We start from the raw sequence: 19681 nt of genomic DNA, 5'->3' as shown, positions 1-19681 counted from the left end.
ACTATGCTCACTTCCTGCCGGAAGCCGGTAGCAAGGGGCGCGGCACCGTCGATGGTCTGCCGGGGGAGCGGGAAGACCGACTTGCCGGCCGGAACTCCCCGGATTCTCCCCAGGCCGTCGAGCGGTGATTCCCGCCTCTGCACCCCGGGGAGGTCGTCCGTGGATTGCAAGGTTGAAAAGATGGGTGGCCTGGGAAAGTGCTGGAAGAAGTCGTAGCGACTCGCTATGTCACGCCTCTGCGTGAGGGGGGCTCGCTCCCCGGAATCGTCGAGGCCGATGACCTGGGCACGTACGTCATGAAGTTCACCGGGGCGGGACAGGGCCGCAAGACCCTGGTCGCTGAGGTCATCTGCGGGGAACTCGGCCGGCGGCTGGGGCTGCGGGTGCCCGAGCTGGTGACCATCCAGCTCGACCCCGTCATCGGACTCGCCGAGCCGGACCAGGAGGTCCAGGAGCTCCTCAAGGCCAGCGCCGGGCTGAACCTCGGGATGGACTTTCTGCCGGGCTCGCTCGGATTCGACCCGCTCGCTTACGAGGTGGGCGCGGCCGAGGCCGGGAAGGTCGTCTGGTTCGACGCGTTGATCAACAACGTGGACCGGTCGTGGCGGAATCCCAACATGCTCGTCTGGCACGGGGAGCCGTGGCTGATCGACCACGGGGCCACCATGATCTGGCACCACAACTGGCCGGGAGCGCAGGCGTCCGCGGCCAAGCCGTACAACGCCTCGGACCATGTCCTCGCGCCGTTCGGGCCGGACATCGCGGCCGCGGCCGCCGAGCTCGCCCCGCTGGTCACGGAAGAACTCCTCACCGAGGTCGCCGCCGAGGTGCCGGACGAGTGGCTGGCGGGTGAGCCGGGCTTCGAGACCACGGACCAGCTGCGCCGGGCGTATGTGGAGCCGCTGCTCGCGCGTGCCGGAAGCATCCACGAGCGCGTCGTCATGGAGGGGCCCACGAAGACCCGGCCCAGCCAGGCCCCCGGATGGCTCACCGAGCGACTGGCCCCCCGGCCGCGTCACACCGAGAAGGACCGGGACGCGCAGGCGGGTGCCGGGAACAGCAAGGACGGCGGCCGATGAGCGAGCGCGATGTCTTCGAGTACGCGGTCCTGCGTGTCGTGCCGCGCGTGGAGCGCGGTGAGTGCTTCAACGCGGGCGTGCTGGTGTACTGCCGCGCCAAGTCGTTCGTCGCCGCGCGGACCCACCTGGACGAGCGCAAGCTCAGGGCGCTGGACCCGAGTGCCGACGTACTCGGTGTACAGGCCGCCCTGCGGGCGGTCGAGGGGGTGTGCGGCGGCGGTGATGCCGCGGGCCAGGCTGCCGGTGACGATCCGGGGCGGCGCTTCCGCTGGCTGATCGCGCCCCGCTCCACGGTCGTCCAGCCGGGCGTCGTGCACAGCGGCCTGACCACGGACCCGGCCGCCGAGGTCGAGCGGTTGCTCGACCTGCTGGTGCGCTGATCCGGGGAGGGTGCCGCCGCCCGGGAAGCCGCCGGGCGGCGGCACCCTCCGGTGTGACATGCGCCCGGGCCCCCGTGTGCCGTTGACACCGGGTGCCAGGGCTTCTAGCGTCTCGTCTGCTGAAGGTACTAAGCGGTTGCTCAGTTATCGGGAACTTCCTGACGTCCGCTGAGCCGCGATCCAAGGGCGAGGAGAACCAAGCATGTCCACCACCGAGCAGCGCGTCGCCATCGTGACGGGAGCGGCACGGGGCATCGGCGCCGCCACCGCCGTACGCCTGGCGGCCGAGGGCCGCGCCGTCGCCGTACTCGACCTCGACGAGGCGGCGTGCAAGGACACGGTCGAGAAGATCACCGCCGCCGGGGGCAAGGCCCTCGCCGTCGGCTGCGATGTGTCGGACAGCGCGCAGGTGGAGGCCGCCGTCGCACGCGTCGCCGCCGAGCTCGGCGCACCCACGATCCTCGTCAACAACGCGGGCGTGCTCCGCGACAACCTGCTCTTCAAGATGAGCGAGTCCGACTGGGACCTCGTGATGAACGTCCACCTCAAGGGTGCGTTCCTGATGGCCAAGGCAGTCCAGTCGCACATGGTGGAGGCCAAGTTCGGCCGCATCGTCTCCCTCTCCTCCTCCTCGGCGCTGGGCAACCGGGGGCAGGCCAACTACTCCGCGGTCAAGGCCGGCCTCCAGGGCTTCACCAAGACGCTCGCCAAGGAGCTCGGCAAGTTCGGCGTGACGGCCAACGCCGTGGCCCCCGGCTTCATCGTCACCGAGATGACCGCCCAGACGGCCGCGCGGGTCGGTATGGGCTTCGAGGAGTTCCAGGCCGCCGCCGCGACGCAGATCCCGGTGCAGCGTGTGGGGCGTCCCGAGGACATCGCCAACGCGATCGCCTTCTTCACCGGCGATGACGCGGGCTTCGTCTCCGGGCAGGTCATGTACGTCGCCGGCGGACCGCTCAACTGACCCCGGAAGGGCAACGGACACCATGACTGTGCAGGACAGTGGAAAGGTCGCGCTCATCACGGGCGCGAGCCGGGGCATCGGCTACGGCATCGCGGAAGCTCTTGTCGCCCGGGGTGACCGGGTCGTCATCACGGGCCGCGGCGAGGACGCCCTGAAGGAGGCCGTGGAGAAGCTCGGCGCCGACCGGGCTGTCGGCATCGCGGGCAAGGCACACGACGAGGCGCACCAGGCCGCGGCCGTCGAGCGTGCCATGGAGGCGTTCGGCAGGGTCGACTACCTGGTCAACAACGCCGGTACGAACCCCGTCTTCGGGCCGATGGCCGAGCTCGATCTGAACGTCGCGCGCAAGGTCTACGAGACCAATGTGATCTCGGCGCTCGGGTTCGCCCAGCAGACCTGGAAGGCGTGGCAGCGGGACAACGGCGGGGCGATCGTCAACATCGCCTCCGTCGCCGGTGTCTCCGCGTCACCGTTCATCGGCGCCTACGGCATGAGCAAGGCCGCCATGGTCAACCTGACCCTCCAGCTGGCGCACGAGTTCGCGCCGGTGGTGCGGGTCAACGCGATCGCCCCGGCCGTGGTGAAGACCAAGTTCGCCGAGGCGCTGTACGAGGGCCGTGAGGCCGAGGCCGCGGCGGCCTACCCGCTGGGCCGGCTCGGTGTCCCGGAGGACATCGGAGGGGCGGCCGCGTTCCTCACGTCCGAGCAGTCCGCTTGGGTCACCGGGCAGACTCTCGTGGTCGACGGAGGTATTTTCCTCAACGCGGGTGTGGCCTGAGAAGCCTGCGCCGGTTTGGCCCTGATTGACTCAAGTGCCCCGCCGGGCCAGGGGATTGATCCGGTGGGGCGCTGCGGTATGGTCTGCCGACCCCAAGGCTGATCGAGGAGCGTGCACGTGTTCTACCGGGCCAGTCTGCAGGCCGCTGCAGCCCTTGCTTCCCTTTCTGTGCTGGCCGGCTGCGGTCTGCTGTCCGACGGCAGTTCGGAGACGGACCAGCGGATATCGGTCGGAACGACGAGCTCGCCCTCGACCCTCGATCCCGCGGCGGCGTGGGACGGCTCATGGGAGCTGATGAGGAACGTCTTCCAGACCTTGGTCAGCTTCCCGACCGGCAGCACCAGCCCCGAGCCCGACGCGGCGGAGGAGTGCCGGTTCACCGACGCCACGAGCATGGCCTACCGGTGCACCCTGCGGTCGGGCCTGAAATTCTCCAACGGCGAGAAGATCGACGCCGAGGCCGTGAAGTACTCCATCGACCGGATCACGAAGATCAAGGTCAAGGGCGGCCCGGCCGGCCTCCTCGGCTCCCTCGACCGGGTCGAGACCAAGGGGGACGACACGGTCATCTTCCACCTCAGCAGGGCGGACGCGACCTTCCCGTTCATCCTGGCCACCCCGGCCATGTCGATCGTCGCCCCCGGTGACTATCCCGAGGACAGCATCCGTGACGACGGCAAGGTCACGGGTTCGGGGCCGTACGTCATGGATTCGTACGAGCCGGGCAAGCAGGCCGAGCTGACCAAGAACCCCAGCTACAAGGGGTTCGCCGACCGGAAGAACGAAGCGGTCACGATCCGCTACTTCAAGGACTCCACCCCCATGGTGAAGGCGCTGAAGAGCAAGGAGATCGACGCCACCTACCGCGGCCTCACCGCCGAGGAGGTCATCGGTCTCGAGGACAACAAGAAGGACAACGACGGTCTGCAGATCGTGGAGTCGGTCGGTGCCGACATCCGCTTCCTCGTCTTCAACCCCGAGGACCCGGCGGCCGGAAAGCTTCCGGTCCGGCGGGCCATCGCCCAGGTGGTGGACCGCGACGCCCTCGTCGCCAAGGTCTACCGGGGCACCGCCGAACCGCTCTACTCCATGGTCCCGAAGGGCATCGCCGGCCACGCCACCAGCTTCTTCGACTCCTTCGGCGACCCGGATGTCGCCGAGGCCAGGGCGATACTCTCCGAGGCGGGTATCACCGAGCCGGTCGAGATGACCTTCTGGTACACCACGGACCGCTACGGTTCCTCCACCGCTCCCGAATTCGCCGAGCTGAAGCGCCAGCTCGAGGCGTCCGGCCTGTTCCGGATAACGCTGAAGAGCGCGCCGTGGAAGACCTTCCAGGAAGGCTTCACCAAGGGGGATTACCCGGTCTTCGGCCGTGGCTGGTTCCCCGACTTCCCGGATCCGGACAACTTCGTGGCTCCCTTCGTCGGTGAGGACAGCGTCACCGGGACCCCGTATCTGTCGAGCGAGATCACCCAGGAGCTGCTGCCCTCCTCCCGCAAGGAGAGCGACCGGGGTGCGGTCTCCGACCAGTTCAAGCGGGCCCAGGAGATACTCGTGAAGGACGTGCGGCTGCTGCCCCTGTGGCAGGGCAAGCTCTACGTGGCCGCGGGTGAGGACATCGGCGGCGGCGAGCGGGCGCTCGACCCGCAGACCGTCATGCAGATGTGGGAGCTGTACCGCAAGGCCAGCTGGTAGGAGGGTGACGAGGGGCTCGGCGGGCCGGTTGTCAGTGCTCCCCGGTAGGTTCTGTGGTCAAGAACCGATTGCTTACCGGAGGTTGTGGACGTGACCGACACCGACCTGCTGCCCGAGTCGTGGCGCGGCGTCCTCGGCGAAGAGCTGCAGAAGCCCTACTTCAAGGAGCTCATGGACTTCGTCGAGGAGGAGCGGGCCAGGGGGCCGGTGTATCCGCCGCGCGAACAGGTCTTCGCCGCGCTGGAGGCCACGCCGTACGACCGGGTGAAGGTGCTCATCCTCGGCCAGGACCCCTACCACGGCGAGGGGCAGGGGCACGGCCTCTGCTTCTCGGTCCGGCCGGGCGTGAAGACGCCCCCCTCGCTGCGCAACATCTACAAGGAGATGAACGCCGAGCTCGGTCTGCCGGTTCCGGACAACGGATATCTGATGCCATGGGCCGAGCAGGGCGTCCTGCTCCTCAACGCGGTGCTGACGGTCCGCGGCGGCGAGGCGAATTCGCACAAGGCCAAGGGCTGGGAGAAGGTCACCGACGCAGTGATCCGCGCCGTGGCCGAGCGGCCGGACCCGGCCGTCTTCGTCCTCTGGGGCAACTACGCCCAGAAGAAGATCCCGCTGATCGACCAGGACCGTCATGTGGTGGTCAAGGGTGCCCATCCGTCGCCGCTCTCCGCCAAGAAGTGGTTCGGCTCCCGCCCCTTCACGCAGATCAACGAGGCCGTGGCCGCGCAGGGTCACGAGCCCGTCGACTGGCAGATCCCGGACCTGGGCCTCGGGACGACCCGGCCGACCGCCGGGGCCCGCGCCTGAGCGCGATCGACCGTGGCTGCCGCTAGCGTCTGAGCCACCGGAACAGGCCGGGCGGTGATCAGGGGAGACCTCTGTAGTGGAGCAGCGGGAAGTGCCGGGGGACGCCGTCATGACCAGGATCGGCCAGGCGATCATGCTGCTCCACGCGGGGGACAGGGAGGAGGCCCGCAACCGGTTCGGGATCATCTGGTCGGAGATCGGTGAGCGCGGCGCCGCCCTGCACCGCTGCACCCTCGCCCACTACATGGCCGACACCCAGGACGATCCCGGGGACGAGCTCGCCTGGGACCTCCGGGCGCTGACAGCCGCGGAAGGCCTGGCCGGAGCGGCGGCCACGGGCCCGGCCGAGGGCGAGGACCCCGGCCCGGGCGCGGAGCCGGAGCCGGGCAGTGAGCGCCGGGAGGCCACCGCCGTACGGGCCCTCGTCCCCTCCCTGCATCTCAATCTGGCGGCGGACTATCTGAAGCTGCAGCGTTACGAGGCCGCCCGCACCCACCTGGACCGGGCCTGGGACGCCGTCGGGGTGCTGGAGGGCGACGGATACGGCGAAGGGGTCCGCGCCGCCATCGGGCGCATGGAGCAACGGCTGCGGGGGAGCGCGTCGGGGGAATGACGCGGCGTCGCACCGCTGCGCGCCGCCCCGGGCGTCACTCGCCGGTGGACCCGTCGATCCGTTCCCGTACGAGGTCGGCGTGGCCGTTGTGGCGGGCGTACTCCTCGATCATGTGCGTGTAGATCCAGCGGAGGCTGAACGGCTTGCCGCGCCTGCCCATGCCGACGGACAGGTCGTCGAGCCCGAGCTTCGCGGCGTTCGCCCGGGCGATCTCGATCTCGCCCAGCCAGGTGGACCTGGCCTCGTCCCAGGTGTCCGCCTCGGTGAGGTGGAACTCTCCGTCCGGGTCCTCGTCCGTCCCGTAGATCGGCGGCAGCTCCTCACCGGCCAACACCTCGCGGAACCAGCCGCGCTCGTTCTCGGCCAGGTGCCGCACGAGGCCGAGGAGGGTGAATTCCGAGGGAGGTACGGACGCCTCCCGGAGCTGGGCGTCGGTCAGGCCCTCGCATTTCATGGCCAGAGTCGCGCGGTGGTAGTCGAGCCACCCCTCCAGCATCTGTCGTTCGGCCGCGTCGAGCGCCGGCTCGGACCGTTCCTCTGTCGTCATGCGGTGCATCCTCGCGCAGTGGTGATCGGCGGCGCCATGGCTTATCCGGTGGCGTCCGCGCCGAGCATCCCCCGCAGCAGTTCGGCGCAGCCCCTGCGCAGCTCCTCCTCGGCCGGTACGGCCCGGTGGTAGGAACCGACGGCGCACGCGAACATCATCCCCTCAGCCCAGGCCACGACGGACAGCGCGTGGCGCTCCGGGTCGGACGATCCTCCCGCGGTCATCAGGGCCACCAGCGGTTCCCGGAACCGGCGGCCCGCTTCGTCGTAGAAGTCCCGGAGGGCGGGGCGCCGTGTCGCCTCCAGGGCCAGTTCGTAGCGGCAGATCAGGAGATCGGTGGAGCCGGTCAGATAGCGGTGCAGCGCGTGTGCCAGTCCGGCGGCGGCCCCGGCCGGATCGCTGCTCGTGAGCAGTTCCCCCGGTGCGAGCACCCGTGCCTCCAGCTCGGCGAGGCGGCGGACGGCGGCTTCCAGCAGGGCCTCGCGCGTGCGGGCGTGGTTGGACGTCGACCCCTGGGGGAGTCCGGCCCGCTCGTCCACCGCCCGATGGGTGAGACCTCTCATCCCGCGCTCGGCGAGAAGGGTGAGAGCGGTGTCGGCGATCAGTTCGGCGCGGGAGGGGGCGGGCGGCCGGGCGCCGTCGGCGGAGGCGGCCCCTGCGGGCGTGGAGCGTGTGGGCATGGAATCAATCTACCGCCCGCACTACACCTGTAGTACGGTGAAACCATCTACTACAGATGTAGTTCCGAGGAGGAGTCAGTCATGACGACGTCCCGCGCGGTGGTCATCGGCAGCGGAATCGGCGGACTCACCGCCGCGGCGGCGCTGCACCGGAGTGGGTGGCAGGTCACGGTGCTCGAGCGTGCCGCCTCACTGGAACCCGTCGGCGCGGGCATCAGCCTCGCCCCCAACTCCCAGCGCGCCCTCGACGTCATCGGACTCGGTGACGAGGTCAGATCGCTCGCCGCCTGGCAGGGGGACGGCGGCATGCGCACGCCCTCGGGACGCTGGCTCGCCCGCACGGACAGCGCCGCCGCGGCGGAACGGTTCGGCGGGCCGCTCGTCCTGCTGCGCCGCTCCGCGCTCGTCGGCCTGCTGCGCGCACGGCTCCCCGAGGACGCCGTGCGCACCGGGACACCGGCGCGAGTCGTGGATCCGGGCCGCGCGGGCGGGGGTCCGGCCTTCGTCAGGACGGCCACCGGTGACATCGAGGCCGATCTGGTGGTCGGTGCCGACGGCATCGGCTCGGCCGTGCGCACCGAACTGTTCCCCAGCCACCCCGGCCCCTCGTACAGCGGCTTCACCACCTGGCGCGTCCTCGCCCCCGGGCCGGTCCCCGCCTTCAGCTCGCACGAGACCTGGGGCCGCGGCGCGCTCTGGGGCAGCCACCCCATGAAGGACGGCGGCGTCTACGCCTACGCCGCGGCAGCCGTCCCCGCCGGAGCCCGGGCCGCCGACGACGAGAAGTCCGAGCTGCTGCGCCGCTACGGCGACTGGCACGACCCGATCCCCGCGATCATCGACGCCGTCGAGCCCGGTCAGGTCCTGCGCCACGACGTGTACCACCTGGCCGATCCGCTGCCGTCCTTCCACCGGGGCCGCACCGTCCTCGTCGGCGACTCGGCGCACGCCATGGTGCCCTTCCTCGGCCAGGGCGGTAACCAGGCCATCGAGGACGCCGTCGTCCTCGCCCACCACGTCACACCGGACGGTGACCTGGGAGCGGGCGTGGCCGCTTACAGCGCCGCCAGGCACCCCCGTACGACCGCCATGGTCCGCAAGGCGGCGCAGGTCTCCCGGATGACGGGGCTGACCGGTGCGCCGGCCGTGGCCCTCAGGAACGCGCTGATGTCCGCCGTCTCCAGGCTGGGTCCGGGTCTCGTCCTGCGCACCTTCGACGGGATCTGCGACTGGCAGCCGCCGCAGCGCACGTATGCTGCCGGGACCAGGGAAGGACAGACCACGCGACCGTGACAAGGCCCTGGTCAAGGCGACAGGGAGAACCTCGTGAAGGTCGGCTGCATCGGACTCGGCGACATCGCGCAGAAGGCGTACCTGCCGGTACTGACGACCCTGCCCGGTGTCGTACCGCATCTGCAGACCCGCACCCCGGCCACGCTGGCGGCTGTCGCCGGGGCCCACCGGATCCCCGAGGAGCAGTGCCACGAGAGTCTCGGCTCGCTGCTCGACAGCGGGCTGGACGCCGCCTTCGTGCACGCGCCGACCGCCGCCCACGCGGAGATCGTGGGGCGGCTGCTCGAAGCGGGCGTCCCCACCTTCGTCGACAAGCCGCTCAGTTACGAACTCGGGGAATCCGAGCGGCTGGTGGCCCTCGCGGAGGAGCGCGGTGTCTCTCTCGCGGTCGGATTCAACCGCAGGTTCGCTCCGTCGTACGCGCAGTGCGCCGAACACCCGCGCGAGCTGATCCTCCTGCAGAAGAACCGGGTGGGCCTCCCGGAGGACCCGCGCACCATGGTGCTGGACGACTTCATCCATGTCGTCGACACCCTGCGTTTCCTGGTCCCCGGCCCCGTGTCGAACGTCGTCGTGAGGGCACGGATCGCCGAGGGGCTCATGCACCACGTGGTGCTCCAGCTGTCCGGCGACGGATTCACGGCCATCGGCATGATGAACCGGCTCAACGGTTCGACGGAGGAGATCCTGGAGGTCTCGGGACAGGACACCAAGCGGCAGGTCCTCAACCTCGCGGACGTCGTGGACCACAAGGGGCAGCCGACCCTGCGGCGGCGTGGGGACTGGGTGCCGGTCGCCCGTCAGCGCGGAATCGAACAGTGCGTGCTGTCCTTCCTGGACGCGGTGCGGGCCGGCGAGGTGCTCAGCGCCCGGGACGCCCTGGAGACCCACCGGCTGTGCGAGCGCGTGGTGCTGGACGCCTCGGAGCAGGCGTCCTGAGAGACCTCAGACCCGCCGCTCCGAGGAAGGCGGCCAGGGCCGCCAGCGCGCCGTACACGGGCCAGGCCCCCAGCCGGACATAGAGGGTGGTGCCCCGGGCGAGCGGTACGTCGTAGACGGCGGCGCCGCTCGCGTCCGTCCCCAGCGGTGCTCCCACCCGCTCGCCCCGGGGGCCGTACGCCGCGCTCATCCCCGTCAGCGTGGCGTGCACCATCGGGCGGCCCGTCTCCGCCGCCCGCAGCGCACCCAGCGAGGCGTGCTGCTCGGGGGCCCAGCTCTGCTGGAACGTGGAGGTGGAGGACTGGGCGACGATCAGCTGCGCCCCGTCCTTCGTCAGCTGCCGGCTCATGTCGGGGAACGCCGACTCGAAGCACACCACGGGGCCCACCCGCAGCCCGTCCGGCAGGTCCATCACCACGGGCTCACTTCCCCGTAGCCGGTCCTCACCCGCGGCCCTGCCGACCGAGGTCGCCCAGCCGAGCAGTGCGCGGGCGGGGACGTACTCACCGAACGGCACCAGGCGCATCTTGTCGTAGCGGTCCCCGGTCGGGCCGTCCGGGCCCACCAGCACCGCGGACTTGAAGATTCCGGCGTGGTGGGGGCCGTCCGTGCGCCGGGCGTCCATGTTGACCAGCACCTCGGCCCCGACCAGACGCGACAGCGCGGCCAAACGGTCCGCCGTCGCCTTGTTGCGGGACAGATCGACGGCAACGCTGCTCTCGCCCCACACCACCAGGTCCACGTCCCGGCCCGCGAGCTCCCGGGTCAGAGCCTCGCCACGGGCGAAGCGGCGTTCGATGCTGCCGGGCCCCTCGACCACACCCGGCTGCACGACCGCGATCCGGGTCGTACCGGTCTCCTGCGGCCGGGGCGCCCAGAGCGCCGTCGCGCCCACGCCCAGCGCACCCGCCACCAGACACGCGGCCCCGGCCCTGCGGGCCGCCGGTACGGCCAGGAGCAGCACGACCGCGGTGTTCACGGCCACGAGCCCCAGACTCACCAGCCACACACCCCCCACCGAAGCGACGCGCAGCGCCGGCGGGACGTCCCACTGGCTGGCGCCCAGCAACCCCCACGGGCCGCCGAGTCCTTCCCAGGAGCGGACGAGCTCGACCATCAGCCATCCGGAGGGCACCACGGCCACCGCGGCCACCGAACGCCGGACGGACGGCGAGCCCCCCAGAAGCCGGGCCACGAGGACGCCCCAGGGGGCCCAGAGCAGCCCCAGAAGGGCGGCGAGCAGCAGAATGAAGACATGGAGGCTCGGCATCAGCCAGTGGTGCGCCGCGAGCATGAAACCCGTGCCGCCGAGCCAGCCGTCGGCCGCCGCTCGGCGGCCCGTACCCGCCGAGCGGATCAGCAGCAGCCAGGGCACCAGCGCGACGTACGCGAACCACCAGAGCGACGGCGCGGGAAACGCCAGGGCGGGCAGGGCGCCCGCGCACAGAGCCACGGCACCGCGGCCGCTCCTGGACCGCAGCAGCCGCTCGTACGGCCGTGCGCCGCCCTCACCGGCCGGCCCGTCGCGAAGCCGCCCGCGCAGCATCGGCATGCATGCCCTCCTCACCGGTCGTGCGCCTGTTCCCAGTGTGGTGCAGAAGATCAGCAGCGCACAGGGGGCGTGCCGCGGCCACCGGACGGGCGCCCCACCTGCCGCGGATCAGCCGGCTGCCGCCCCCGGCGCGTACCGCCACTTCCGGTGCGCCGCGACGGTCAGGATCCGCCAGCCCGGTTCCGTACGCACCAGTTCGAAGACGTATCCGCCACCGGTGACCAGGGACGGAGCCGCCTCCCCGTCCCAGGCCGTGGGTGCCGCCGGGCTGAGATAGTCGGCCCGCACCTGCGCCCGGTCACCGGGGTAACCTCCCAGATCCTGGAGATCCAGGCGCCTGTTGACGATCAGGTGGTGCCGGGCGGGGTAGGGCCGGAGGCTCTCCGCCAGCCACCCAGCGGCCTCGTCGGCCGGACCTTCGGCACCGCCCGCGTCGCGGTAGTCGGCGCGCCCTTCCGGGGCGAACAGGGCGCCGTAGTCCTCCCAGGCGCCGCCGCCCCACGCCACGGCGTAATCGGTGATCACTGCATCGATGGAGAGCCGGTCCATCACCGTCGCGAGAGCCACGCGCTGTGTCATCGCCCAAGTCTCGGCGGTCGCGCGCCGCACGCCAAGTGGCCGGGCTCGCCCGGCCGGAAGCAAGTGTCAGGTGGGGACGACGGCCACCGGGCCGAGGGCGTGCGTCACCGTCGTCTGGGTGACGGGGGAGAGACCGAGCCCGAGGGCCTCACCGCCCCTGCGCCGCCCGACCACGGTCAGAGCGGCGGTGGCGGATGCCGTGACCAGGGTGCGGGACGCCGAACCCCGGACCGGTTCGGGCACGACCTCCAGCCGCGGGTACTTCTCACGCCGGCCCGCCGTGAGTTCGGCGAGCACCCGCTCGGCCGACTCCGCCGCCGCGTCGCTGTCGAACACCGGGCCGCCGGACAGCATCGAGGAGAACATCGTCCACCCGTGCACCAGCCGCAGCCGCGCACCCGGCCTGGAGGCGGCGGCCGCGTACGCGAAATCGAGGACCGCGCCGCTGCTCTCGTCGGCGGCGACCCCCGCGACCACGTCCGGGAAGGCGTCCGACGGCTCCACCTCGCCCTCATCAGTCCTGCCGGTGTGCGCGACGACGACCGGACAGTGCGCCATCGAGGCGGTGGCCAGGCTGTTCGATCCGATCATCAGCGAGCGGAATCCGCCGAGACCGCGCGAGCCCACGACCACCAGCGAGGCGTCACGGCTGAGCGAGGTCAGCGCCGCGGAAGGGAAGTCCAGCGGCGCCAGCGTCGAGGTGGGCAGCTCGGGGGCGAGCCGGGAGGTCCGCAGCACGGCCTGCGCGAGCAGCTCCTCGGCCTCCCGCAGCCCTCTCTCCTCCTCCGCACGCCGGGTGGGCGGCCTGACATGCACGATCAGCAGCGGCAGACCGGTGCGCACAGCCTCGGCGGCGGCCCAGGCAAGCGCCTCCCAGCTGTGGGCCGAGCCGTCCACGGCGGCGATCACGGGAAGGTCGTCGGCGGTCATGCACGCCTCCCACGGGGGCGGAGAGCTTCGGGCCGGGCGAAACGGCCCCGCATCGTGATCATGACCCGGGTGCGCGCAGGAGGCCCGGCGGCACGGGGGCCGTCACCGGTCACTCCGAGCCGTCGGACAGTCGTTCCTGTACCGCTTTTTCGACTGCGGAACGCGTGAGGCCCTCGGTTCCGGCGTGGTCCGTGACCGCTTCCTGAAGATCTCGTTCCAGGTCTCGCCACGCCCGCCACGCGGTCTCGTGAGCGGCGTTCTGCGCCTGCGTCCACGGCTGTACCGTCGGCGGCCCGAACCTCGCGCGCAGCTCGACGACGCGGGCGTGCGCCTCGTTCACAGCACGTTGCATCTCGACAAGCTCGTTCAGACTGTGAGGCATAAGCCTGACACTAGGCCCCCGGGAGGGAACGCGCCGACGGCGCGCACGACATCGTTCGCGCTGCCGTGACCCGGCTCGGCACCGTCTGATCCTTCTGAGCCGGTGCACGGCGGCCGGCCGCACGGGCGTCACCGGCGTAGCGCCGCCGTCAGCATCGGCAGGGCGTGGCGCAGTTCCCTGTGGCCGTAGGTGCCGCTGTGCCCACCTGGATAGATGTGGGTGGTCACGGGCGCACCCAGGGACGTGAGACGGTCGCTGAGCATCCGGGTCTCCTCACCGCACACGGCCTCGGTGACGGACACAACGTCCTTGTCGGCGAGCGCCACCCATTTCTCGGTGCCGGGGATGTGGGGATCGGGTTCGTCACCGTCGAGCGGACCGGGCGTTCCGTCACCGGAGGCGAGGTAGACGGGCGTGTGACGCAGTCCCCGGGAGTGGTGGTACGGATCCCAGGCGAGCCAGGTCCTCCACTGTTTCCACGGGTCGCCGAAGACCGCGTAGCCGTCCACGCCGACGTACTTCGCACCCGAGAGCCACATCTCCGGGTGCCGGACCGGATGTACGGGAGCCCCGAAGGCGGCGACAGCGCCGAACAGCCCCGAGACGCGGGCGGCGAGTCCCAGGGCGCCGAATCCGCCCTGGGACTCACCGGCCGCCGCTCTGCAGGGCCCGGCGCCGTACCCCTTTTCCACCAGGGGCATGACCTCACGGAGAAAGTACGTACGTACCTGAGGGGCGCCCCCCTTGCCGTGGTTCCACCAGTCGGTCCAGAAGCCGAACAGGGGCATCCCCGGCATCACCACCAGGACGTCGCGCAGTTCCGCCAGGTCCTGCACTTCGAACAGGCTTGTCCAGGCCGTGTGGTCGCCGTCTCCGCCCGCGAACAGATAGAGCGTGGGCCAGCGGTCACCCGGGCGGCGCCGATCCCAGCCGCGTGGTGTCAGCAGGGCCACCGTGCTCCGGCCCCCGAGAGCCGGGGAGTCCACGGTCAGTTCGACCAATCGGTCGTCCAGGCGGCGTTCCGCGAGGACTTTGCTGCTCGCGCTGCTCGGGGCGGCGCCGAGGAGAGCTCCGGCGCCCAGCAGGGCCCCGGTCGTAAGAACGGTACGGCGTGTGCGCGACATACCCGAGTCATCGGCCGGCGTCCCCGCCACCTTTAACTCGCGGTCCGCACGCCGCCGGCGAACGGTATGCGCGTGGCGTGCACCGAGCTCAGATGCCCGGCACGGCGGCGCTGAAGGCCGGCAGGTACGCCGACTCGTGGCCCTCGGCTGTCGGGTGGACGTTCGAGCTGCTGATCCAGGCGTCGCTCGTGCAGATCTCGTGCCCGGAGAACGCCGGCCGGCCGTCCGCGAACGCGAACCCGGCCGCCGCCGCGCGGCCCGCGATCGTCTCGTTGAGCAGATCCGAACCCTGGTTCACGGCCGTGCGCTTGGCGGAGCTGAGCCCGCCGAGGCAGAGGCCGCCCTCCTTGTAGAGGTGCGGATAACCGATGACGACGACCTCGGCGTGGGGTGCCCGGGCGCGGACGGTCGCGTAGAGGCTGTCCAGCTCGCCCGGCAGCTCGTTCACGACGTACTCCCCGGCCGTCTCCAGGGCCCGCTCGCAGGCCGACCTGGTGGAGAACTGACAGCTGAGCATGGTCGAGGCGAAGCCCGAGTCGTTGCCCCCGATGCTCAGGCTCACCAGGGTGGTGTCCTCGTCCAGATCGTCCACCTGGCCGCTGAGCACGTCGGGGATCGTGGCACCGCCGCACGCGGCGAACGTGAACGAGGCCGGGTCGTTGGCATCGGCCCAGAGAGCGGGGTAGGCGTTGCGGCTCCTGGTGCAGGCGAGGTCGGAGTAGTCGTCGGCACCGGTGCCGGAGGCATAGGAATCGCCGAGGGCCACGTAGTTCACCTCGGCGGCCTCCGGGGCGGCTGCCGCCGGGGACATGGTGACCGACGCCACTGCGAGGGCGAGCAGTGCGGCACCGGCGTAACGGGACAGAGGCATGGGGCATCTCCGAGGTGTGGGAGGGAACACGGCCGGCGCACGGCTGCCGCGCGAGGCCGGCGGCCGTGACCACGCCCAACCTCCCGCCCCGGCGCGCCCACGTCATCGGCGAAATGACCCACACTCCGGCGCCGCCTCGGCGCCGCGGCCGGCCAGGGCCATGGGGCGGGCGGCGGGAATTTGCAAGGCGGACAGGCCGATCAGCGGAAGTGGGTCAAGACCCTGGAGGCTTGTTCACCCGGTCTCCTGGTGGAGGGAGTCCAGCTCGGCGACCTCCTCCTCTGACAGGTGCAGGGAGCCGACGGCCACGTTCCGGGCGAGGTGGCCGAGGTCGCCGGTGCCGGGAATCGCCAGGACGTGGGGGCCTTGGTGGAGGATCCAAGCCAGCCGGACCTGGGCCGCGCTCACCCCGTGTGCGTGGGCGACGGCGTGCTCCTGCGGGCTGGGGCCGGTGGTCACACCGGCGGTGCGTCCCGTGCCGGCGATCGAGTAGAACGGCACGAACGCGACGCGTTGTTCACCGCAGACGCGCAGGAACTTCCTCTGTTCGGACGACGCGCCGATGCCGTACATGTTCTGGACGCAGACCACCGGCGCGATGCTCTGAGCCTCGGCGAGGTGGTGGGGACGGACGTTGGACAAGCCGAGGTGACGGATGAGTCCGGCCTCGCGCAGTTCGGCGAGCGCGCCGAAGCGTTCGGCGATGGAGCCGGTGCCGACGATACGCAGGTTCACCACGTCGAGGTGGTCACGGCCGAGCTGGCGGAGGTTCTCCTCGACCTGGCCGCGCAGCTGTCCGGGGGTGGCATGCGGCAGCCACCGGCCCGCGGGGTCGCGGCCAGGGCCGACCTTGGTGGTGATGACGAGATCGTCCCCGTAGGGGGCCAGGGCCTGGTTGATCAGTTCGTTGGCCGAGCGCAGTGGCGAGAAGTAGAACCCGGCGGTGTCGATGTGGTTCACGCCGAGCTCGACCGCGCGGCGCAGCACGCTGATCGCCTGGTCGCGGTCGCGTGGCACGGCGTCGGCTGCGAATGCCTCGCCGTGCTGGGGCAGGCGCATCGCGCCGAAGCCGATCCGGTTGACCGTGCGGTCGCCGAGCTTCCACGTGCCCGATGCGGCTGCGGTGATCGTCTGTGAGGTCATGGCGGGATGATCTCCGCGCGGTAGGCTGGCCCGCCATTGATTCACCTATACCTGAATCCGTCGAGGAGTGGTCGTCCTGGCAGAGCTGGCGTTCTCGACGAACGATCTGGCGCAGGTGCGATTCGCCGTCTCACCGATGTGGGAGGTCGCGCCCAGCTTCCGGCTGCTGAGGTCCGGCACTGCGCACCCGGTCCACCGGCCCTGGGCCGACCGGGCGCGCCCACGCATGGTCGCCGCCGGGCTGGACCGGGGTTGGCTCTGCGAGCTGATCCCGCCCGCCGGCGGCTACGTCCCCGACTTCCTCAACCCGGCCCCCGCCGGGCCCACCCCCACTCCGGAAGCCGAGCGGGACGCGATCCGAGCCTCGCCCGCCGACCGGGTGCGCCAGGACCTCGACCACTTGGCCCGCCACCAGGGCAGACTCGGTCCCCGGCTACGAGCTCTGCACAGCGACCCGCAGGGCCTCCTGGCCAAGGTCGCAGAAGAGCTCGAAACGTACTGGGAGCTGGTACTCGCCCCCTACTGGGCACGAATCCGGGCAGTCCTGGACACAGACATCCTCTACCGGGCCCGCATGGCCGCCGAGCACGGCACCGGCCACCTCCTCAATGACCTGCACACGTCGCTGAGCTGGGACGGCAACGCGCTGCGGATGGCACGCCGAAAGCAGCCGCTGACCCGGACGACGGCAGGGACAGGCCTGCTGCTGATCCCCTCGGCCTTCACCGGGCCCGGACTGCGCACCCGGTCGACGCCGCCCGATCCACCTCAGCTCGCGTATCCGGCGCGCGGTATCGGCACCCTGTGGGAGCCGGGCTCCGTAACCCGGGCGGACACCCTCTCCGCCGTCCTGGGCCGCTCGCGGACCCTGCTGCTGACCGAGTTGGAGTTCCCGGACTCCACCACACAGCTGGCCCACCGCACCGGACTTTCCCCCGCCGGGGTGTCCCAATGCCTCACCGCGCTGCGCGACGCGGGCCTGGTCAGTGCTCACCGAGCCGGCCGCTCCGTCCTCTACGCCCGCACCGCCGCAGCCGAGGCCCTCCTCCGAGCCGCCTCCGCCTGACCGCACGTCAACCCTCGAAGGAAGACGGAACCGGCCACCGAGCCCAGCGGCGCCGGTTCACACACGCGCGCGCGTGAACCACACGGCGATGAAGTCCGTCAGCCTGCGGACTCGCCCGCGTGAGGGCTCAGCACGCCCGCGCCGATCAGGATGAACAACACGACGCCCAGGATCACGCGGTAGATGACGAACGGCATGAAGCTCTTCGTCGTGATGAACTTCATGAACCAGGCGATCACGGCATAACCGACCACGAACGCGATGACCGTCGCGAAGATCGTCGGCCCCCACGAGACGTGGCCCTCGCCCGCGTCCTTCAGCTCGAAGGCGCCCGAGGCCAGCACCGCCGGAATCGCCAGCAGGAAGGAGTAGCGTGCCGCCGCCTCGCGCGTGTACCCCATGAGCAGGCCACCGCTGATCGTCGCGCCCGAGCGGGAGACACCCGGGATCAGGGCCATCGCCTGGCAGATGCCGAAGATCAGGCCGTCCCTGACACCCAGTTCCTTGAGGGACTTGCGCTCCTTGATGGCCCGGTGTTTGCCGCCGGCCTCGTCGCGGGCCGCGAGGCGGTCCGCGATGCCGAGGACGATGCCCATGCCGATCAGCGTCGTGGCGATCAGACGCAAGTCACGGAACGGACCCTCGATCTGGTCCTTGAAGGTCACCCCGAGCACACCGATGGGAATCGAACCGATGATGACCAGCCACCCCATCTGCGCGTCGTGGTCGCCGCGCATCGAGGAATTGGTCAGCGACCGGAACCAGGCCGAGACGATCCGGACGATGTCCTTGCGGAAGTAGATGAGGACCGCGGTCTCCGTGCCGATCTGCGTGATCGCGGTGAACGCGGCTCCCGGGTCGTGCCAGCCCGCGAACGCCGCGGTCAGCCGCAGATGCGCGCTGGAGGAGATCGGCAGGAACTCGGTCAGTCCCTGAACGAGGCCCAGGACGAATGATTCGAACCAGCTCATGGGGCTTAGGCCATCCCGGAGGTACTCATGCAACGGCCGACGGACGCGAAGGCCGTCGGCGGCGTGCGGATGCGGTCAGAAAAGGGGACGGGACGCCACGGCCCCGGACATCCTCTGTCGGTTGCGCGCAGCGTATCGCCTACAGGTGAACAGACTCCCGCCTGCCCCTGGCTATGCCGCGTCGCCCGCCCCGGGCGACGGCGCACCGTCCGTGCCGCCCAGCTTGTGCCGCCTGCGCCAGGCCACGAGCGCCGCACCCGCCCCCGACAGCACGATGAAGCCCATCGCGGCCAGGAACACGGGTGACGTGGGGGAGGAGGCCGAGCTGCCCGCGATGACGTACGCGGCCGTGTTCGGGATCGAGCCGAGCCCGGTGGCCAGCAGGAACGGCGGGTAGCCCATGCGAGAGGTCGCCGCGCAGTAGTTGGCCGCGGCGAACGGCACCCCGGGGAAGAGCCGCAGCGCCAGCATCGACCTGAACCCGTGCCGGCTCAGCAGACCGTCCGCCGCCTTCAGGTACTTGCCGCGCAGCAGGGTCCGGAGCGCGTCCTGCCCCAGCACCCTGCCGAGCAGGAAGGAGACGCCCGCACCGAGGACGGTTCCGGCGAGCGCCGCCGCGAGACCGGTCTGGGCACCGAACAGCGCACCGGCGGCCAGGTTGAGGAGCGGACGCGGTACGAACGCCACGGTGCACACGCCGTAGGCGAGCCCGAACAGCATCGCCGCGGCGGAACCCGTGAGTTGAGGGGGCCAGCCGGAGGCCAGCAGCCGCTGTGGTTCGAACAGCAGCATGGTGGTGGCAGCGGCCAGCAGGACCGCCACGAGCAGGGAGAACCGGGACCAGGGGGACAGGAGCGCCCTCGTACAGCGCACTGCGAGGCCACCGGAGGGCCGTGTTGCGGGGACGGGGTCGAACATCTGGGGAGCGTAACCGAAACAGGTGTGTGATCGCCGTAATGTCCGTGCGGGGGCGGAGAGTCACTCGTCACGCCGGCCGACTGCTCCGCCCGGCCGCGGGTGGGGCGGGCCCGCGCGTAAACCATTCGACGCGGATGCCCCGCTCCGCCATGATCAGGGCATGTTCCGGTACGCCTTCCTCGCAGCGCGGTCCGCAGTCGCGGACGCGCCGAAGGCTGCCGTGAGCCTCGCGGCCGCTCGCACCGCAGTGGTCGCAGCAGCAACTGACGCGGCGTTCGCCGCTGCCGCAGCGCCCTTCGGCGGCGCCCGAAGCTGACCCTCCCCCGACAGTCCGGCGGACCCCGCAAGGGGAGGGTCGGCAGGG

At 71.0% G+C, this 19681-nt stretch carries 21 protein-coding genes; 10 read left to right on the top strand and 11 right to left on the bottom strand.

The window, feature by feature from the left end; translation table 11 throughout:
* Positions 1-197: 197 nt before the first annotated feature.
* From ACZ32T_RS29485 to ACZ32T_RS29455, 7 genes are all read left to right on the top strand, one after another.
* A complete protein-coding gene (locus tag ACZ32T_RS29485; protein ID WP_467271292.1) occupies positions 198-1079 on the top strand; it encodes a HipA family kinase in 882 nt (293 codons plus the stop codon).
* Positions 1076-1459, top strand: a complete 384-nt coding sequence (locus ACZ32T_RS29480; protein WP_356717137.1) for a DUF3037 domain-containing protein — start codon at positions 1076-1078, stop codon at positions 1457-1459. The genes ACZ32T_RS29485 and ACZ32T_RS29480 overlap by 4 nt, the downstream gene beginning before the upstream one ends.
* Positions 1460-1661: 202 nt before the next feature.
* Complete coding sequence (fabG, locus tag ACZ32T_RS29475; RefSeq protein ID WP_037831334.1) at positions 1662-2423, top strand: 3-oxoacyl-ACP reductase FabG; 762 nt, start codon at positions 1662-1664, stop codon at positions 2421-2423.
* A 22-nt stretch (positions 2424-2445) separates the two neighbouring features.
* On the top strand, positions 2446-3201 hold the full coding sequence (locus tag ACZ32T_RS29470; RefSeq protein WP_356717139.1) for an SDR family oxidoreductase: 756 nt from the start codon (positions 2446-2448) through the stop codon (positions 3199-3201).
* 117 nt (positions 3202-3318) lie between these two features.
* The gene (locus ACZ32T_RS29465) at positions 3319-4899 is read left to right on the top strand and encodes an ABC transporter substrate-binding protein (RefSeq protein ID WP_467271289.1); all 1581 of its coding nucleotides are present in this window, start codon (positions 3319-3321) and stop codon (positions 4897-4899) included.
* A 90-nt stretch (positions 4900-4989) separates the two neighbouring features.
* Positions 4990-5709 (top strand): uracil-DNA glycosylase, encoded by a 720-nt coding sequence (locus tag ACZ32T_RS29460; protein ID WP_467271287.1) that lies wholly within the window; start codon positions 4990-4992, stop codon positions 5707-5709.
* Between the two features lie 76 nt (positions 5710-5785).
* Complete coding sequence (locus ACZ32T_RS29455) at positions 5786-6322, top strand: hypothetical protein (RefSeq protein WP_467271285.1); 537 nt, start codon at positions 5786-5788, stop codon at positions 6320-6322.
* Between the two features lie 34 nt (positions 6323-6356).
* On the opposite strand, the gene ACZ32T_RS29450 is transcribed toward ACZ32T_RS29455, so the two are convergent.
* Complete coding sequence (locus tag ACZ32T_RS29450) at positions 6357-6869, bottom strand: DinB family protein (RefSeq protein WP_467271283.1); 513 nt, start codon at positions 6867-6869, stop codon at positions 6357-6359.
* A gap of 41 nt (positions 6870-6910) precedes the next feature.
* Positions 6911-7549, bottom strand: a complete 639-nt coding sequence (locus ACZ32T_RS29445; RefSeq protein WP_467369973.1) for a TetR/AcrR family transcriptional regulator — start codon at positions 7547-7549, stop codon at positions 6911-6913.
* Between the two features lie 81 nt (positions 7550-7630).
* Here ACZ32T_RS29445 and ACZ32T_RS29440 point away from each other — a divergent pair, with 81 nt between their 5' ends.
* Together ACZ32T_RS29440 and ACZ32T_RS29435 are read left to right on the top strand one after the other, a co-directional pair.
* Positions 7631-8842 (top strand): FAD-dependent oxidoreductase, encoded by a 1212-nt coding sequence (locus ACZ32T_RS29440; RefSeq protein WP_467369971.1) that lies wholly within the window; start codon positions 7631-7633, stop codon positions 8840-8842.
* A 33-nt stretch (positions 8843-8875) separates the two neighbouring features.
* Positions 8876-9781, top strand: coding sequence for a Gfo/Idh/MocA family protein (locus ACZ32T_RS29435; RefSeq protein WP_467369969.1), 906 nt, complete (start codon positions 8876-8878; stop codon positions 9779-9781).
* Here the strand turns inward: ACZ32T_RS29435 and lnt are convergent.
* The 7 genes from lnt to ACZ32T_RS29400 all read right to left on the bottom strand — a co-directional run bounded on the left by lnt (position 9705) and on the right by ACZ32T_RS29400 (position 16362).
* Positions 9705-11333, bottom strand: a complete 1629-nt coding sequence (gene lnt, locus ACZ32T_RS29430) for an apolipoprotein N-acyltransferase (protein ID WP_467271277.1) — start codon at positions 11331-11333, stop codon at positions 9705-9707. The two genes, ACZ32T_RS29435 and lnt, sit on opposite strands and share 77 nt — an antisense overlap.
* Positions 11334-11441: 108 nt before the next feature.
* Positions 11442-11912, bottom strand: coding sequence for a nuclear transport factor 2 family protein (locus ACZ32T_RS29425; RefSeq protein ID WP_467271275.1), 471 nt, complete (start codon positions 11910-11912; stop codon positions 11442-11444).
* A 66-nt stretch (positions 11913-11978) separates the two neighbouring features.
* Positions 11979-12842 carry a universal stress protein gene (locus ACZ32T_RS29420; protein ID WP_467369967.1) on the bottom strand — a complete coding sequence of 288 codons (864 nt, stop codon included), beginning with the start codon at positions 12840-12842 and terminating at the stop codon, positions 11979-11981.
* A 109-nt stretch (positions 12843-12951) separates the two neighbouring features.
* Positions 12952-13194, bottom strand: a complete 243-nt coding sequence (locus tag ACZ32T_RS29415; protein ID WP_467271271.1) for a hypothetical protein — start codon at positions 13192-13194, stop codon at positions 12952-12954.
* A 158-nt stretch (positions 13195-13352) separates the two neighbouring features.
* Positions 13353-14348, bottom strand: a complete 996-nt coding sequence (locus tag ACZ32T_RS29410; RefSeq protein WP_467369965.1) for an alpha/beta hydrolase — start codon at positions 14346-14348, stop codon at positions 13353-13355.
* A gap of 88 nt (positions 14349-14436) precedes the next feature.
* Positions 14437-15219 carry an SGNH/GDSL hydrolase family protein gene (locus ACZ32T_RS29405; RefSeq protein ID WP_467369963.1) on the bottom strand — a complete coding sequence of 261 codons (783 nt, stop codon included), beginning with the start codon at positions 15217-15219 and terminating at the stop codon, positions 14437-14439.
* A 234-nt stretch (positions 15220-15453) separates the two neighbouring features.
* Positions 15454-16362 carry an aldo/keto reductase gene (locus ACZ32T_RS29400; protein ID WP_467271265.1) on the bottom strand — a complete coding sequence of 303 codons (909 nt, stop codon included), beginning with the start codon at positions 16360-16362 and terminating at the stop codon, positions 15454-15456.
* Positions 16363-16429: 67 nt separating this feature from the next.
* Here ACZ32T_RS29400 and ACZ32T_RS29395 point away from each other — a divergent pair, with 67 nt between their 5' ends.
* Positions 16430-17428 (top strand): ArsR/SmtB family transcription factor, encoded by a 999-nt coding sequence (locus tag ACZ32T_RS29395; RefSeq protein WP_467369961.1) that lies wholly within the window; start codon positions 16430-16432, stop codon positions 17426-17428.
* 98 nt (positions 17429-17526) lie between these two features.
* Here the strand turns inward: ACZ32T_RS29395 and ACZ32T_RS29390 are convergent, their stop codons facing one another.
* Both ACZ32T_RS29390 and ACZ32T_RS29385 read right to left on the bottom strand, forming a co-directional pair.
* Positions 17527-18399 (bottom strand): undecaprenyl-diphosphate phosphatase, encoded by an 873-nt coding sequence (locus ACZ32T_RS29390; RefSeq protein WP_467271261.1) that lies wholly within the window; start codon positions 18397-18399, stop codon positions 17527-17529.
* 171 nt (positions 18400-18570) lie between these two features.
* Entirely contained in the window at positions 18571-19317 is a 747-nt protein-coding gene (locus ACZ32T_RS29385) for a TVP38/TMEM64 family protein (protein WP_356715082.1), read from the bottom strand.
* Between the last annotated feature and the right edge of the window lie 364 nt (positions 19318-19681).

It is taken from the genome of Streptomyces sp. NPDC023573, from assembly GCF_055559735.1.
The sequence above is the reverse complement of the archived record's forward strand: the minus strand, read 5'-3'. Positions and strand labels throughout refer to the sequence as shown.

Excerpts from the sequence above, each read along its gene's own strand:
- ACZ32T_RS29480 (WP_356717137.1), top strand. The coding sequence starts at position 1,076 with ATGAGCGAGCGCGATGTCTTCGAGTACGCGGTCCTGCGTGTCGTGCCG.
- fabG (WP_037831334.1), top strand. The coding sequence starts at position 1,662 with ATGTCCACCACCGAGCAGCGCGTCGCCATCGTGACGGGAGCGGCACGG.
- ACZ32T_RS29470 (WP_356717139.1), top strand. The coding sequence starts at position 2,446 with ATGACTGTGCAGGACAGTGGAAAGGTCGCGCTCATCACGGGCGCGAGC.
- ACZ32T_RS29450 (WP_467271283.1), bottom strand. The coding sequence starts at position 6,869 with ATGACGACAGAGGAACGGTCCGAGCCGGCGCTCGACGCGGCCGAACGA.
- ACZ32T_RS29445 (WP_467369973.1), bottom strand. The coding sequence starts at position 7,549 with ATGCCCACACGCTCCACGCCCGCAGGGGCCGCCTCCGCCGACGGCGCC.
- ACZ32T_RS29440 (WP_467369971.1), top strand. The coding sequence starts at position 7,631 with ATGACGACGTCCCGCGCGGTGGTCATCGGCAGCGGAATCGGCGGACTC.
- lnt (WP_467271277.1), bottom strand. The coding sequence starts at position 11,333 with ATGCCGATGCTGCGCGGGCGGCTTCGCGACGGGCCGGCCGGTGAGGGC.
- ACZ32T_RS29425 (WP_467271275.1), bottom strand. The coding sequence starts at position 11,912 with ATGACACAGCGCGTGGCTCTCGCGACGGTGATGGACCGGCTCTCCATC.
- ACZ32T_RS29420 (WP_467369967.1), bottom strand. The coding sequence starts at position 12,842 with ATGACCGCCGACGACCTTCCCGTGATCGCCGCCGTGGACGGCTCGGCC.
- ACZ32T_RS29415 (WP_467271271.1), bottom strand. The coding sequence starts at position 13,194 with ATGCAACGTGCTGTGAACGAGGCGCACGCCCGCGTCGTCGAGCTGCGC.
- ACZ32T_RS29410 (WP_467369965.1), bottom strand. The coding sequence starts at position 14,348 with ATGTCGCGCACACGCCGTACCGTTCTTACGACCGGGGCCCTGCTGGGC.
- ACZ32T_RS29405 (WP_467369963.1), bottom strand. The coding sequence starts at position 15,219 with ATGCCTCTGTCCCGTTACGCCGGTGCCGCACTGCTCGCCCTCGCAGTG.
- ACZ32T_RS29400 (WP_467271265.1), bottom strand. The coding sequence starts at position 16,362 with ATGACCTCACAGACGATCACCGCAGCCGCATCGGGCACGTGGAAGCTC.
- ACZ32T_RS29390 (WP_467271261.1), bottom strand. The coding sequence starts at position 18,399 with ATGAGCTGGTTCGAATCATTCGTCCTGGGCCTCGTTCAGGGACTGACC.
- ACZ32T_RS29385 (WP_356715082.1), bottom strand. The coding sequence starts at position 19,317 with ATGTTCGACCCCGTCCCCGCAACACGGCCCTCCGGTGGCCTCGCAGTG.